General features: G+C 53.7%; 17 protein-coding genes. 5 read left to right on the forward strand and 12 right to left on the reverse strand.

What is annotated here, in order from left to right:
• Positions 1-23 precede the first annotated feature (23 nt).
• Entirely contained in the window at positions 24-1,298 is a 1,275-nt protein-coding gene (gene tyrS, locus WN53_RS20280; protein WP_024486511.1) for a tyrosine--tRNA ligase, read from the forward strand.
• A gap of 54 nt (positions 1,299-1,352) precedes the next feature.
• Here the strand turns inward: tyrS and gstA are convergent, their stop codons facing one another.
• The 5 genes from gstA to WN53_RS20305 all read right to left on the reverse strand — a co-directional run bounded on the left by gstA (position 1,353) and on the right by WN53_RS20305 (position 4,612).
• A complete protein-coding gene (gene gstA / locus WN53_RS20285) occupies positions 1,353-1,955 on the reverse strand; it encodes a glutathione transferase GstA (RefSeq protein ID WP_021178076.1) in 603 nt (200 codons plus the stop codon).
• A gap of 97 nt (positions 1,956-2,052) precedes the next feature.
• Complete coding sequence (dapA, locus tag WN53_RS20290; protein ID WP_024486510.1) at positions 2,053-2,934, reverse strand: 4-hydroxy-tetrahydrodipicolinate synthase; 882 nt, start codon at positions 2,932-2,934, stop codon at positions 2,053-2,055.
• A 357-nt stretch (positions 2,935-3,291) separates the two neighbouring features.
• Positions 3,292-3,555: a YjbD family protein gene (locus WN53_RS20295; RefSeq protein ID WP_024486509.1), complete on the reverse strand. Its 264-nt coding sequence runs from the start codon at positions 3,553-3,555 to the stop codon at positions 3,292-3,294.
• A gap of 83 nt (positions 3,556-3,638) precedes the next feature.
• Positions 3,639-4,304: an HD domain-containing protein gene (locus WN53_RS20300; protein ID WP_024486508.1), complete on the reverse strand. Its 666-nt coding sequence runs from the start codon at positions 4,302-4,304 to the stop codon at positions 3,639-3,641.
• A 38-nt stretch (positions 4,305-4,342) separates the two neighbouring features.
• Positions 4,343-4,612 carry a hypothetical protein gene (locus WN53_RS20305; protein ID WP_024486507.1) on the reverse strand — a complete coding sequence of 90 codons (270 nt, stop codon included), beginning with the start codon at positions 4,610-4,612 and terminating at the stop codon, positions 4,343-4,345.
• Between the two features lie 187 nt (positions 4,613-4,799).
• Here WN53_RS20305 and WN53_RS20310 point away from each other — a divergent pair, with 187 nt between their 5' ends.
• Entirely contained in the window at positions 4,800-5,111 is a 312-nt protein-coding gene (locus WN53_RS20310; RefSeq protein WP_024486506.1) for a hypothetical protein, read from the forward strand.
• 31 nt (positions 5,112-5,142) lie between these two features.
• The gene (locus WN53_RS20315) at positions 5,143-5,523 is read left to right on the forward strand and encodes a nuclear transport factor 2 family protein (RefSeq protein WP_021804535.1); all 381 of its coding nucleotides are present in this window, start codon (positions 5,143-5,145) and stop codon (positions 5,521-5,523) included.
• Positions 5,524-5,534: 11 nt separating this feature from the next.
• Here the strand turns inward: WN53_RS20315 and WN53_RS20320 are convergent, their stop codons facing one another.
• Complete coding sequence (locus WN53_RS20320; protein ID WP_024486505.1) at positions 5,535-5,912, reverse strand: RidA family protein; 378 nt, start codon at positions 5,910-5,912, stop codon at positions 5,535-5,537.
• Between the two features lie 126 nt (positions 5,913-6,038).
• On the opposite strand from WN53_RS20320, the gene WN53_RS20325 reads away from it, so the two are divergent.
• A complete protein-coding gene (locus WN53_RS20325) occupies positions 6,039-6,893 on the forward strand; it encodes an aminoglycoside phosphotransferase family protein (protein ID WP_024486504.1) in 855 nt (284 codons plus the stop codon).
• A 6-nt stretch (positions 6,894-6,899) separates the two neighbouring features.
• Here the strand turns inward: WN53_RS20325 and WN53_RS20330 are convergent, their stop codons facing one another.
• Positions 6,900-8,084, reverse strand: coding sequence for a benzoate/H(+) symporter BenE family transporter (locus tag WN53_RS20330; protein ID WP_021804532.1), 1,185 nt, complete (start codon positions 8,082-8,084; stop codon positions 6,900-6,902).
• Positions 8,085-8,194: 110 nt separating this feature from the next.
• Here WN53_RS20330 and WN53_RS20335 point away from each other — a divergent pair, with 110 nt between their 5' ends.
• Positions 8,195-8,758 (forward strand): helix-turn-helix domain-containing protein, encoded by a 564-nt coding sequence (locus WN53_RS20335; RefSeq protein ID WP_046808208.1) that lies wholly within the window; start codon positions 8,195-8,197, stop codon positions 8,756-8,758.
• A gap of 103 nt (positions 8,759-8,861) precedes the next feature.
• On the opposite strand, the gene WN53_RS28055 is transcribed toward WN53_RS20335, so the two are convergent.
• The 5 genes from WN53_RS28055 to rsxG form a co-directional block, all read right to left on the reverse strand.
• A complete protein-coding gene (locus tag WN53_RS28055) occupies positions 8,862-9,014 on the reverse strand; it encodes a Hok/Gef family protein (RefSeq protein WP_080660769.1) in 153 nt (50 codons plus the stop codon).
• Positions 9,015-9,307: 293 nt separating this feature from the next.
• On the reverse strand, positions 9,308-10,816 hold the full coding sequence (gene dtpA, locus WN53_RS20340) for a dipeptide/tripeptide permease DtpA (RefSeq protein ID WP_024486618.1): 1,509 nt from the start codon (positions 10,814-10,816) through the stop codon (positions 9,308-9,310).
• Positions 10,817-11,409: 593 nt separating this feature from the next.
• Complete coding sequence (gene nth / locus WN53_RS20345; RefSeq protein ID WP_024486619.1) at positions 11,410-12,051, reverse strand: endonuclease III; 642 nt, start codon at positions 12,049-12,051, stop codon at positions 11,410-11,412.
• Positions 12,048-12,749 carry an electron transport complex subunit E gene (locus WN53_RS20350; RefSeq protein ID WP_024486620.1) on the reverse strand — a complete coding sequence of 234 codons (702 nt, stop codon included), beginning with the start codon at positions 12,747-12,749 and terminating at the stop codon, positions 12,048-12,050. Before WN53_RS20350 ends, nth begins: the two co-directional genes overlap by 4 nt.
• On the reverse strand, positions 12,746-13,375 hold the full coding sequence (gene rsxG / locus WN53_RS20355) for an electron transport complex subunit RsxG (protein WP_021804527.1): 630 nt from the start codon (positions 13,373-13,375) through the stop codon (positions 12,746-12,748). The genes WN53_RS20350 and rsxG overlap by 4 nt, the downstream gene beginning before the upstream one ends.
• Positions 13,376-13,384: the final 9 nt, after the last annotated feature.

Consider the following 13,384-nt stretch of genomic DNA (forward strand, 5'->3'; position numbering starts at 1 on the left):
TTCGTTTATACATGGAGAAATTGATGGCTAGCATCAACCTGATTCAACAACTGCAAGAGCGGGGCCTGGTGGCTCAAGTGACGGACGAGGAAGCGTTAGCAGAGCGACTGGCGCAAGGGCCAATTGCACTGTATTGCGGCTTCGATCCGACCGCTGACAGCTTGCATTTGGGCCATCTGGTGCCTCTGCTGTGCCTGAAGCGTTTCCAACTGGCCGGCCATACGCCGGTAGCGTTGGTAGGTGGCGCGACCGGTATGATCGGCGACCCAAGCTTTAAAGCCGCCGAACGCAAACTCAACACCACGGAAACGGTCAACGAATGGGTCGAGAAAATCCGCAAGCAGGTTTCTCCGTTCCTCGATTTCGACTGTGGCAGCAACAGCGCCATTGCGGCCAACAACTACGATTGGTTTGGCGGCATGAACGTGCTGACCTTCCTGCGTGACATCGGTAAACACTTCTCGGTTAACCAGATGATCAACAAGGAAGCGGTCAAGCAGCGCCTGAACCGTGATGATTCCGGGATCTCCTTCACCGAGTTTTCCTACAACCTGCTGCAAGGGTTCGACTTCTCCGAGCTGTATAACCGCCATCAGGTGGAGCTGCAGATCGGGGGTTCAGACCAGTGGGGCAACATCACCTCGGGTATCGACCTGACTCGCCGCATGCACCAGAAACAGGTGTTTGGCCTGACGGTGCCGTTGATCACCAAGTCAGACGGTACCAAGTTTGGTAAAACCGAAGGCGGTGCGGTATGGCTGGCTCCGGAAAAAACCAGCCCGTACAAATTCTACCAGTTCTGGATCAACACCGCGGATGCGGACGTTTATCGCTTCCTGAAGTTCTTCACCTTCCTGAGCATTGAAGAGATTAATGCGCTGGAAGAAGAAGACAAGAACAGCGGCAAAGCGCCGCGCGCCCAGTATGTGCTGGCAGAGGAAGTGACCGGTATGGTGCATGGCGCTGAGGGCTTGGCCGCGGCGAAACGTATCACCCAGAGCCTGTTCTCTGGCGCATTGCATGATATGACCGAGGAGGACTTTGCGCAGTTGGCTCAGGATGGCATGCCAACCATCAAGCTGGAGAACGATGCCGATCTGCAACAGGCATTGGTTAATGCGGAGCTGGTTCCTTCTCGTGGCCAGGCTCGCACCATGATCGGTTCCAACGCGGTGACCATCAACGGTGAGAAGCAATCCAACCCAGAATATCTGTTTACCGATAGCGATCGCTTGTTTGGCCGTTACACGCTGCTGCGTCGTGGCAAAAAGCATTACTGCCTGATTGACTGGAAATAATCTGTTTTGATGCTGACAAGGGGCCCAATGTGGCCCCTTTCTTTTATTCTGGGTTTATAGCCCTTCGGCACTTAACGTCGCAGCCACCGCCGGGCGAGCCGCTACGCGATCGAAATAAGCCGTCAGGTGTGCATGCTTCGTGAGATCAAACTGTAACGCCTTCGCCCAACGCAACACGGTGAACAGATACGCGTCCGCCACGCTGAAACGCTGGCCCAACAGGTAATGCTGCTTTTCCAGCACCGAGTCCAGATAGCTGAACTGGCTAGCCAGCTTATCGCGGGCAATCGCTTTATATTCGTCCGGCGTCTTCGGGTTAAACAGCGGGCTGAAGCCTTTATGCAACTCGGTGGCCACGTAGTTCAGCCATTCGATCGCATGATAGCGAGAAAGCGTGCCAGCGGCCGGGATCAGGTTACGATCCGGTACACGATCCGCCAGGTATTGCACAATCGCCACGCCTTCGGTCAGCAAGCTGCCATCGTCAAGTACCAACGCCGGGACTTGCCCCTTCGGGTTGATCGCCAGATAGTCGGCACCACTTTCGGTTTTCTTGTGAGCTAAATCGACTTTCTCTGCGGTGAAATCCAACCCGGCCTCACGTAATACGATGTGAGGGGACAGGGAACAGGCGCCAGCTTTATAGAACAATTTCATCGAAAACTCCTTGATGGTGATGAAGGACAGGCAGGTTTAACCTCCCATCCTAGTCCTAGGCCAGAAAAATTACAGCGGTTTTGCCAACAATATTTTATTACTTCATCAGAGTGAGCGCTGGCATCTGCGCCAGTAAATCGGCGATTTGCTGCTGCAACGCCTGTGGTGCCGTTTGCATAGGAGAACGAAGCTCGTTTTTTATCAGCCCCTGCTGAGATAGCGCCGCTTTAACCGGGCCTGGGTTCGGATAGCTGAACATTTGCTGGATCATCGGCAGCAGGGTATAGAAATTGCTGCGTGCGGCGGCCAGATCGCCTTGCACGACTTGTTCAACCAGAGCAACAAAGCGTTCCGGGTGCAGGTGTGCCGCAGCGGAAATCGCGCCAGTTCCTCCCAAACATAGCGTGGTCAGGATCAGATGGTCTTCGCCGGTCAGCACGTCGATCTCGCCGTCCTGGATCAGCGCCATGGTGGCCTCGGGGCAGCCGCCACAATCTTTGATCGCCTTGATTTGCGGGTGGCGGGCGAGTTGTCGCAGCGTTGCCAGCTCAAAGGTTGCTCCTGTGCGATAAGGTACGTTATATAAAATCACCGGCACGCGAGAGGCATCGGCAAGGCGGGTAAAATACTCCACCAGGCCCGCCTGCGAAGGGCGAATATAGTATGGGGCGGGGATCAGCACACCGGCGATATCGCGCTGGTTGATGGCTTGCTGCATCTGCAAGGTGCTAGCCATGTTATTTCCGGAAAGGCCCATGACCACCTGGCAGGCTGGCACCACCTCGAGAACGGTATCCAGCACCGCCAACTGTTCTTCTTTGCTCAGGGCCGCGGCTTCGCCGGTTGAACCGCAGACCACCACGCCAGCGACGCCTTTGGCGATCAGATGCTGAGCCAGCCTTTTGACTGCCGGGAAATCTACGTCGTCATGATTGAATGGGGTAACCAGTGCTACCCAAATACCGGAAAATGAAGCCATGTAAAACTCCTGCTGCGTGACCGACTAGGAGTCAGATGAGAAAACCAGAGAGGAGTATCGCGTTGCACACCATCCAGTCAGCTCATCTGACGGGACAGCGCGCCCCGGTCAAATGAGCGGCTGTTTCTTCGAAGTAAGCGCCAAAGCTTCACCCACGGTCAACGCGGTTTGCTGCGGTGTGGCCTGTTGGATGAAAGGGGTCATGGCGATCTCGTAACCAGTGAATGTCACCCGATAGTGGACAGGTCACGGTTAGCTGTCAATGGATAACCAGATGATAATAGGGATATTAATAATGGCAGGGTGCATATGAATCTGGCTTATCAAACAGAAACCCCGCCGAAGCGGGGTCTGTGATCAACGATGTGGGCGCGTGCTGATGGAGGCAGTCCAACTGAAGGTGGCACCTGTTGGCTGTGCCCGGTTGGCTTTGCGTTCTGCGCGGGTCGCTTTGGCAATCTTTTCACGCGCGGCCATAATGCGATCGATGGCTTCGTCTTTAATTCTATTATGTTCGGAGTTGGTCAACTGGCGCTCGAGGTTTTTGCTTGCTCTGTCCAGATCGGTTTTTACTTCACGTTGTTCGCTTTCTGTCATCTCTTTCAGCGTTAGTCTCTTCATTTTGGCAACCTGTGTTGTGAAGTTGACTTTCAGTGTACAGCATTTATGGCAAAGATATTGTTCTGAAGTTATCAACGAGCCTATCAAACTTCTTCCAGTAGTTCGCTGAGAAAGCGGCGCATGCGTTCGGTGCGTAATGCCGCCATCCTTCGGCCTGCCGCAGTCTGAAAACCTTCCTGTAGTTTGAACAGCTTGGTTTCGAAGTGATCCAGAGTGAATCGCTTGTCATCATACTGGCGCTGTTGCGCCAGCGGGTCGGCGGCATCGTATAGGGCACTACGCATGCGGCCACCGATGTAGAAGCAGCGGGCAACGCCGATCATGCCAATCGCATCCAGCCTGTCGGCATCCTGCAGGATTTTGGCCTCCAGCGTTTGCGGCGGAATAGCGGCAGAAAAGCTGTGAGCCTCAATCGCGTGCGCGGTCTTGTTGATATTCTCATCAGACCAACCAAGGGTTGCCAGCGCGATGCCGGCTTTTTCTGCCGCCATGCGGGAGGCCAGATGGCGCTGAGGGGAGTTTTTCTCTACTGCAACGCAGTCATGCAGCAACACGGCGGCACACAGAATTTGCTGGTCTCCCCCTTCATCCTGGCTGATTTGGCGACAATTTTTCCACACGCGGTGCAGGTGGGCCACATCATGCGAGCCATCATCGCCCTCTAGCGTCAGCGGCAGTAACTCCTGGGCTAATGCTTGAAATGGAGAGAAGGGTTGTAACAGCTCTGGGGAGACAGTTGGAGAATGCACAAATCGATCCTTATCAATAGGCTGGAAGTGAGGAGGGATTACTCGTTGTGAAGGTTGCCGTATTTGTTGTCGTACTCGCGCCGATAGCCGCGCGCCTTATTGCGATCGCGTATCCATAGATAGCCGCAAACCAGGGCCACCAGCGTTGAAAATGAGACATTACGCATATCCCGGTCATAATAAAACACCAACAATGCATCCAGCGCCGCCACCAGGGCAATCCACTTATACATGTGCGACTGCCGCCGCGTTGCGGCGTTAAGGCGTTTCAACTGTCTGGCTTCATGCAAAACCGGCTTTTGCTGCATAGTCACTCATCATCAATCAGTCCAGTTGCTAAATTAGCAGATTATTCCCGACAGCGTCATAGCGGATAATGGCTGTTATGTCACTTTCTGCATCGGTTTAAAAATCATGCGCTGACGGATTGAAATCGGCCAAAAACATGATAGGTTATTTATTCACTATTTCCGGTTTTATATTCAGTAGGTGGCGATGATTGTCAGAACCTGGCACGGCTGCGTGCCGCTACAACATCGGCAAGGATTTGCCGATCATTTGCATGTCACAGGCGTCAAGCATGCTAAAGAGATTGCGGGCAACCGTGGGGCTTTTGTCAGGCAAGAAGTGCAGGGAGAGTATGCGCATTTCTTTCTGGCAACCTATTGGACCTCGCTGGAGGCCATCAAGTGTTTCGCGGGTGAAGCCTATCAGGTGGCGGTCACTTATCCGGATGATGAAGCCTTCGCGCTGATCTCCGATCCTTACGTATTTCACCATCAGGTTGATGAAATCGTCGAGCTTTAACCTCGGATTCAACGTTATGCAGGGGATTACGATGAACAGCAAAACAGTACGCCCAGAAGAGATCGTGCAACAGCAGCTTGATGCCTACAATGCCCGTGATATCGACGCCTTTATGGCCTGCTGGGCCGATGATGCGCTGTATTATCAGCATCCGGATACGCTGCTTGCCCGTGGTAAAGGTGAAATTCGTGAGCGTCATCTTGCCCGATTCCAAGAGCCTAGCCTATACGGTGAGCGAATCAAACGTATGGTGGTGGAGAATTTGGTCATCGACCAAGAGGTGGTCACGCGCAATTTTCCACAGGGACGCGGGAAGATGGACGTTATTGCCATCTATGAGATTGAGCAAGGAAAGATCGCCAAGGCCTGGTTTAAGATTGGGCCTTGTGAACTGGATGAGGGCGCGTTATAGCGCCCCCTGATTTACAGTGCCAAAATGGCTTCGATCTCGACGTTGAGATCGGGCGAAAACAGGGCGCTGACGGCAACCAAAGAACTGGCAGGGAGCGCACCGTCCAGATAGTCGAACAGGACGTCACGGATGGCGGCCAGGTCGGCTATCTCGGTCAGAAAAACGGTGATTTTGATCAGTGATTTAAGATTGGTGCCTTCGCTGGCAGCCACGGCCGCCAGTTGTTCCAGTATGGCGCGAGCCTGGTCTTGTACCGCTTGCCCCTGGGCTTCGGTGGCAAAGGCTGTCAGGCCAGAAACGTACAGCGTATCGGCGTGGCGTACCGCGTGCACATAGGGCCCACCTGGCTTAGGTAATTTTGTATAGTTGGTACGTTTGAGTAATGACATGATGACCCCACGAGATGACCAAGAGCACGCACTCATCAGCACGTGCAGCCGAAAGTTTTGCAGGATGCTGCCTGATAATACTATCATCCCAGGCAGTCGTTCACGCAATAAGGGTGCATAAGGGTGATCAACCAGGCATTTATTCCTTATCTGCAACGTTGGCAACTTGAGCCAGACGGGCCAGCATTTGAAACCCATAGCAGCCTGTTGATGCCGGTACGCTATCAAATGATGCCTGCAATGCTGAAAATTGCCCGCGAACAGGAAGAAAAATTTGGCGGCCAGCTGATGTGCTGGTGGCGTGGAGAAGGTGCTGCGCGGGTGCTGGCCTGGCATGATGACGGCATTTTGCTGGAAAGGGCCATGGGGCCTTTATCATTGGCACAGCTGGTACGCAACGGTGAAGACCAACGGGCAACCGCTATTCTGTGCAAGGTCATTGCTCGATTGCATGCGCCACGAGATGAACCTTACCCTGAACTGATCCCCTTGCATCAGTGGTTTAATGCCCTATGGCCCGCAGCGCAGGCTCACGGAGGCATGCTGCGCTTGAGTGCCACCGCTGCGGCAGAACTGTTGACCAGCCCGCGGGATCAAGGGGTGTTGCATGGGGATATTCACCATGACAACGTGCTGGATTTTGCCGAACGCGGCTGGCTAGTGATCGATCCCAAGCGTCTGTATGGCGAGCGTGGATTTGATTACGCCAATATCTTCTGCAACCCCAATTACGGTGTCGCCACCGATCCCGATATCTTCCATCGTCGCGTTGAACAGGTTTGCTCGCTGGCTGGCTTGGAACGTTACCGTCTGCTGCAGTGGATCCTGGCCTGGGCGGGGCTTTCCGCGGCCTGGTTTTTGGAAGATGGTGAGCAAGCGGATATCGATTTTCGCGTAGCAGAACTGGCAGCGCGTGCCTTGGGTATCGCACTGCCGCAGGGTGATAGCGGATTTATCCTGCCAATCGTTGAGAGCCAATAGCGGGATTCAAGGCATTTTGCGCCGTGGTAATGAGAAAATAGCGTATGCCAGTACACCGCCAATCAGCCCCCAGAACGCAGCCCCCACGTTTAACAACGTCAGCCCGGAAGCGGTGATCAGAAAAGTGATCACCGCAGCGTCCCGCTGTTTATCATCCTGGAGCGCGCGTTGCAAACTACCTGCAATGGTGCCTAATAACGCCAGCCCGGCGATGGTATGGATCAAGGTTACCGGCAGCGCGCTGAACAGCATGCCAATGGTACCGCCAAACACCCCGGCTAACAGATAAAAGCCGCCGGCGGCCACGGCAGCCATATAGCGGCGTTTGGGATCGGGATGAACGTCCGGCCCCATACAGATGGCGGCGGTGATGGCCGCAATGCATACCGTAAAACCGCCAAAGGGGGCCAGCACCAGAGCCGTCAGGGCAGTCCAACTGATTAATGGCGAAGTGGGGACGTCATACCCGCCAGCCTTGAGAGTGGCGATGCCAGGCGCGTTCTGCGAGGCCATCGTCACGACAAAGAAAGGAATACCTATGCCCAGCAACGTCGACAGCGTGAAGTGCGGAGCGATAAATTCCGGCTTGGCGAAGGATAGCGTTTGTTGGGTGAAATGAATGTTACCCTGTAACGCTGCGATGATCAGCCCGGCCAGCAACGTCAGAACGATCCCGTAACGCGGCAGATAACGGCGGGTGAACAGATACACCAGGCACATACCGGCGCTGAGAGAAAAGTTGATCTGCAAGGAAGCAAAGGCATCCAACCCGAAGCGGAGCAATATTCCGGCCAGCATCGCTGCCGATATGGCCTGCGGGATATGGTTCATCAACCTGGCAAACAGGCCGGTGACACCACACAGCAGGATTAGCCCACTGGCGAAAATAAATACCCCGATGGCCTCATTGAGCGGGGTACCGGGCAAGCTGGTGACCAGCAACGCGGCACCAGGCGTCGACCAGGCGGTGAGGATTGGCGTACGGTAATAGAGCGAGAGCCCCAACGAAGTGATACCCATGCCTAGACCAAGCATGCTCAACCAGCCGCCAATTTGTATCGGGCTTGCCCCCGCAGCAGCAGCGGCCTGGAAGATAATCGCTGCAGAACTGGTATAGCCTACCAGCACGGCGACAAAACCGGCAACGATGGCAGAAAAGGAGATATCACGTAATGAGAGTGCAGGACGCATAACCGCTCCCGAGTATTGTGCGTTATAACGGTCGAATTGACGGAGCATAGCATCGTGCGTTATAGCGCACAAGGGGCTATAATCGCCGCAGGTTTTTCAGGAGAATAGCTATGCAGGATCTTGCCAGCCATTTGGCGCAAACGCTGAAGTCATTACGTACGCAACGCGGTTGGAGCCTTAATCAGGCTGCCGAAAATACCGGCGTCAGCAAGGCGATGCTGGGGCAGATCGAACGGGGCGAGTCCAGCCCAACGGTGGCGACCTTATGGAAAATTGCTACCGGGTTTAACGTGGCTTTCTCTGCCTTTCTGGAAACGGCGCCGTTACAGCCGGCAGCTATGTTGCATCGTTATGGCGAGTTGCCAATCTTCAATCAAGACAATGCCGACATGCGTGTGGTGCCGCTTTTCCCGTTCGACCACCAACTGGGTTTTGATATGTTTGTCATCGATTTAGCCCCTGGCGCGCTCAGTGAATCCTCGGCTCATGAGCCGGGCGTGATTGAACATGTCATTGTCATCAGTGGCCAACTTGAACTGGCGATTAACGGTGAGTGGCATAGCCTTGCCAGCGGAGAAGCCATGCGTTTCCAGGCGGATTGCCCACATGCGTATCATAATGCCAGCGCAGAGCCGGTACGTATTCACGACTTGATCCATTACCCCCTGGTTTAAACCGGATTTATTCGCAGCAGTGAATTTTGACGTGCAAAAAGGGTGCTCACGGACCGCCTCCCAGCAAGTTACGGATGGGGCGAACCCCATCCGTGGGATCGCCTTACCGCTGTTTCAGGCAAGACAGAATGGCGGCAATTTCCGTTGTTCCTTGCCTGACGCGTAATTCACACAGCGAATCACGTGTTATCCAGATGACTGCGATCAGCGTCACACAGATAACGATCAGGCATAAAACCAGCAGTTTTTGCGGCATTCTTAACCTCCTTGTCCCTTGATTTTGGGATTTTAAGAGGCTAACCTCACCTTGCTTAGGAGTGAGATCGGCCTCGGATTGATGTAAATCGGTCCGGGGCTTTTCTCTTTCCATCCTTTACCAAATGCTCCAGACGGAAAGATCCAGAGCACCCACCTGCAGTCTACTTAATACCCATGCTGTTGAATGCGCACGATTGTTCAGATAGCGAAGCGTTTCGCAATTTTTCTGTGCATCATAAAAAAACGCCGAAGCTAGGCTCCGGCGTTTTTGAGGTCAGGTTACAGCAGAGATTAGAGAGCAGCAGCTTTCGCTTTTGCTGCCGTATCTTCTGCGGTATCCAACGTCATGCGATACAGCTTCGGTGCGGTCAGCATCATCAGCACGGCGATCACTGCCGTGGCGATACCAATCTGCATAAACACGTGGCTATAGATAGCCAAAGAAGCATGCGCATCGTTGATGTCGCTTGGGACGGCGGTCAGACCCGCGACCTTACCGGCGATCAGCGCGGCGGCGGCGGTGGTCAGGAACCAGGAGCCCATGATAAAGCCCATCAGGCGTTGTGGTACCAACTGGGCGACCATGGCCAGACCCAGACCAGAGATCATCAACTCACCGATACTCTGCAGCGCATAGCTCAAGATTAGCCAGTTAACGGACACGATGCCCTGGTCGTTGGCGAAGCTTGCGCCCCACGGCAGCACCAGGAATGCACCGGAACACAGGATCATGCCGAAGGCAAACTTGTGCGGCATTGGCAGACGATCGCCCATCTTGTTATACAGCGCGGCGAGAATAGGGCTGGCCATCATGATCCAGAACGGGTTCAGTGCCTGATACTGCTCTGGTTCAAAAGCGATCCCCAGAATATTGTGCTCAACGTTGTGGATAGCAAAGAAGTTCAGTGAGGTTGGCATCTGGCTGTACAACACGAAGAACACCACCGCTTCGAGCATCAGCAGGAAGGCCACGATCATTTTACGACGAGCGGCACCGTGTAAGGCGAAGGTTTCCTTGGCGAACACGATGACGATACCCACAGAGATGATAGCCAGTGCCCAGCGTGCGATAATCTGGTTGTGCAGCAACCAGCTGGAAATGGCGATCAACGCCACTACACCAACGATCACCATCAGCAGTTTTTTGACCTGCAGGGGCTTAAAGTCAGGTTTTGAACCGTATTGCTTAACCCAGCCGTGGCACATCATAAAGTTGACCAGAGTGATCAGCATCCCCACCACGCTCAGTGAGAAGGCGACGCTCCAGCCATATTTGGCCGCTAGCCATGGGGTTGCCAGCATGGAGAAGAATGAGCCGATGTTGACGGACATATAGTACATGGTAAATGCACCGTCCAAACGCGGATCGTCTTTCTCATAGCAGGTAGACAGCAGGGAAGAAGGGTTGGCTTTAAACAGACCGCTACCCACGGCGATGGTGGCCATCCCCAGGTAAACCCAGAAAATATCATGGCCAGAATAGGCCACCATGGCGTAGCCGGCGGCCAGCACAATGGCTCCCAAGACGATCACCCGCTTGGAGCCAAGAACTTTATCCCCCAACCAGCCACCAATGGCCACGAAACCGTACACCAGCGCGCTGAATGAGGAGAACAGCGTAATCGAGTCGGCTTCACTCAGGCCAAGCATCTTGACCAGATAGACCGCCATGATGCCTTGCAGACCGTAGTAGCCGAAACGTTCCCAGAGTTCAATCGAGAAGATCAGGTAGAAGGCCTTAGGTTGCTTAAACGCGTTAAGGCTAATGTTTTCCGAAGAATTGTTGTTTGCAGTTGACACTGGTACCTCTGGTTTTTTCACTACCCGTATTGTCAGGACGGGAAAAGCAGAATGTGATGCAGGGCTGCACACTTCTGCATTTTTATAGGATGAATGCCGGCGGTTAATGTTCACTATCTTTGTCAACGTGGCAAGCTTTTTGACATGTTCTGTTACATATAACATAGGCAACGCTATGCAACTATGTTGCAAATGTTATGCAGTATTAACGTTTGCCATTTTTAAATTTGCCGAGTTTTTGTTTTGATTAAAAGCTATCCTGAATTAATTTAGTTATATCTTCTGCTATTTAAGTCATATCCAGTCCATATCAATGCTCATGATTGATTAGGCCTTGGTTTGTTGTGCATAAATTGGGTTATGCAAAATATCTGAAAATGAACAGATCGGTAGTGAGGTTTGTAAATGAGATGTGATCGTCAAGACGTGAGGTTAACCACAATTTTTGACTAATTTTACGGTTGAAAATATCTGAAACAGCGAGTTTGTAGGGTAATCCCGGGTTCCACCAAGGTTAATGCTGCCCGACGTCACATTTTTGATAAAAAACCGGAGGGAAGAGTCGCGGACACGGATCGCCGTGCCCGGTACTCTCAATCAAGCGGATAGACCTTCTCTTTAAACTCGCATAGGTCTTCGATAATGCATGAACCGCAGCGCGGTTTACGGGCGATACAGGTATAGCGGCCATGCAGGATAAACCAGTGATGGCAGTCGACTTTAAACTCGGCGGGAACCACTTTCAGCAGCTTCTCCTCTACCTGCGCCACGTTTTTCCCTGGGGCGAAGTGGGTGCGGTTACAGACGCGGAAGATATGGGTATCAACAGCAATGGTTGGCCAACCGAAGGCCGTATTCAACACCACATTGGCCGTTTTGCGCCCCACGCCGGGCAGGGCTTCGAGTGCAGCGCGATCTTCCGGCACTTCACCCTCATGCTTTTCCAGCAGGATGCGGCAGGTTTTAATCACGTTCTCGGCTTTGCTGTTAAACAGGCCGATGGTTTTGATGTACTCCTTGACGCCGTCTACCCCTAACGCCAGCAAGGCCGCTGGCGTGTTGGCAACCGGGTAGAGCTTGGCCGTGGCCTTGTTAACGCTGACGTCGGTTGCCTGAGCGGAGAGCAGCACGGAAATTAACAGCTCAAAAGGGGTGGTATACACCAGCTCGGTGGTCGGATGCGGGTCGTTATCCCGCAAGCGGGTCAGGATCTCCAGGCGTTTCTCTTTATTCATAGCGCTTTCTCTACGTGTCCCTGTTCCATGTTAGGTTCAACTGCCAAGGCCTTGGCTTTACGCGCCTTCATTTTTTCGTCAATCAGATATTTGGTTGCCAGCATCAAGCCCAGACCGATAAAGGCACCCGGTGGCAGCATAGCCAGCAGGAAAGGGGTGTCGAAATGGACAATCTCAATGCGCAACACCTTGGCCCAACTGCCCAGCAGCAGGTCAGCGCCATCAAATAGCGTACCGTTACCAATCAGCTCGCGTAGCGAGCCCAGCACAAACATGGCACTGGTGGCACCAAGGCCGATGGCCATACCGTCGATCAATGCCAGTCCTACCGGTTTTCGCGCCGCTACTGCTTCAGCTCGGCCCACCACGATGCAGTTGGTGACGATCAGCGGGATAAAAATCCCCAACGACTGATACAAGCCGAAAGCGTAGGCGTTGATCAGCATTTGCACGATACTCACCGCGGCAGCAATGATCATCACATAAATCGGAATGCGGACCTCACTCGGGATCCAACGACGCAGGGCGGAAATAGAACCGTTGGTAATGGTCAGCACCAGCGTGGTGGCCAGCCCAAGCCCCAAGGCGTTGGTGGCAGTTGACGTTACCGCCAGCAGCGGGCACAGCCCCAATAATTGCACTAACGCAGAGTTGTTTTTCCACAACCCCTGTACGATTAACTCTTTGGCTTCACTCATTCGCTGGCTCCGCAGGCAGGCAAGGTATCCAGTTTAGGCGGCAGCGTCTCCATAAACAACGCTGTACGACGCACGGCGTTGACCACTGCTCGCGGGGTGATGGTAGCCCCAGTGAACTGATCAAACATGCCGCCGTCTTTCTTCACTGCCCAACGTTTATCATCCGGACCGTCGATCTTTTTACCGCTGAAGAAGGTGATCCAGTCGGTGATACGTAATTCGATTTTGTCGCCCAGCCCTGGCGTTTCGTGATGTTCTATCACGCGGGTTCCCAATACCGTGCCGTTAAAATCGGCCCCGACCAGCAGTTGGATCGCCCCAGAATAACCGTCTGGCGCGGTCGTTTCCAACGCGGCTGCCACCAGTTGACCATTCTTGCGGGCCAGATACAGATGATGCGGCGCGCCGTTGCCTAACGCCGGATCGCTGACCAGCAGGCATTCGCTCTGCATATCGTTGTCATAATGTTCCGGCGGGACGACCTGGTCCAGCAGCGCTTTTTGTTGCAACGCCGCCTGGTGAGCAATAGTGGTTTTGGTTAACTGGTACACCACGGCGGTCAGGCCGGTGGTGACAGCGGCAAACACGGCCAGTGTGGTGCCATGCTTTCTCATGGAATTAAGCATAATGACTCC

Origin of the sequence: Serratia fonticola (assembly GCF_001006005.1) — a bacterium.
GTDB lineage: Bacteria > Pseudomonadota > Gammaproteobacteria > Enterobacterales > Enterobacteriaceae > Chania > Chania fonticola.

Excerpts from the sequence above, each read along its gene's own strand:
- tyrS (WP_024486511.1), top strand. The coding sequence starts at position 24 with ATGGCTAGCATCAACCTGATTCAACAACTGCAAGAGCGGGGCCTGGTG.
- gstA (WP_021178076.1), bottom strand. The coding sequence starts at position 1,955 with ATGAAATTGTTCTATAAAGCTGGCGCCTGTTCCCTGTCCCCTCACATC.
- dapA (WP_024486510.1), bottom strand. The coding sequence starts at position 2,934 with ATGGCTTCATTTTCCGGTATTTGGGTAGCACTGGTTACCCCATTCAAT.
- WN53_RS20295 (WP_024486509.1), bottom strand. The coding sequence starts at position 3,555 with ATGAAGAGACTAACGCTGAAAGAGATGACAGAAAGCGAACAACGTGAA.
- WN53_RS20305 (WP_024486507.1), bottom strand. The coding sequence starts at position 4,612 with ATGCAGCAAAAGCCGGTTTTGCATGAAGCCAGACAGTTGAAACGCCTT.
- WN53_RS20310 (WP_024486506.1), top strand. The coding sequence starts at position 4,800 with ATGATTGTCAGAACCTGGCACGGCTGCGTGCCGCTACAACATCGGCAA.
- WN53_RS20315 (WP_021804535.1), top strand. The coding sequence starts at position 5,143 with ATGAACAGCAAAACAGTACGCCCAGAAGAGATCGTGCAACAGCAGCTT.
- WN53_RS20320 (WP_024486505.1), bottom strand. The coding sequence starts at position 5,912 with ATGTCATTACTCAAACGTACCAACTATACAAAATTACCTAAGCCAGGT.
- WN53_RS20330 (WP_021804532.1), bottom strand. The coding sequence starts at position 8,084 with ATGCGTCCTGCACTCTCATTACGTGATATCTCCTTTTCTGCCATCGTT.
- WN53_RS20335 (WP_046808208.1), top strand. The coding sequence starts at position 8,195 with ATGCAGGATCTTGCCAGCCATTTGGCGCAAACGCTGAAGTCATTACGT.
- WN53_RS28055 (WP_080660769.1), bottom strand. The coding sequence starts at position 9,014 with ATGCCGCAAAAACTGCTGGTTTTATGCCTGATCGTTATCTGTGTGACG.
- nth (WP_024486619.1), bottom strand. The coding sequence starts at position 12,051 with ATGAATAAAGAGAAACGCCTGGAGATCCTGACCCGCTTGCGGGATAAC.
- WN53_RS20350 (WP_024486620.1), bottom strand. The coding sequence starts at position 12,749 with ATGAGTGAAGCCAAAGAGTTAATCGTACAGGGGTTGTGGAAAAACAAC.
- rsxG (WP_021804527.1), bottom strand. The coding sequence starts at position 13,375 with ATGCTTAATTCCATGAGAAAGCATGGCACCACACTGGCCGTGTTTGCC.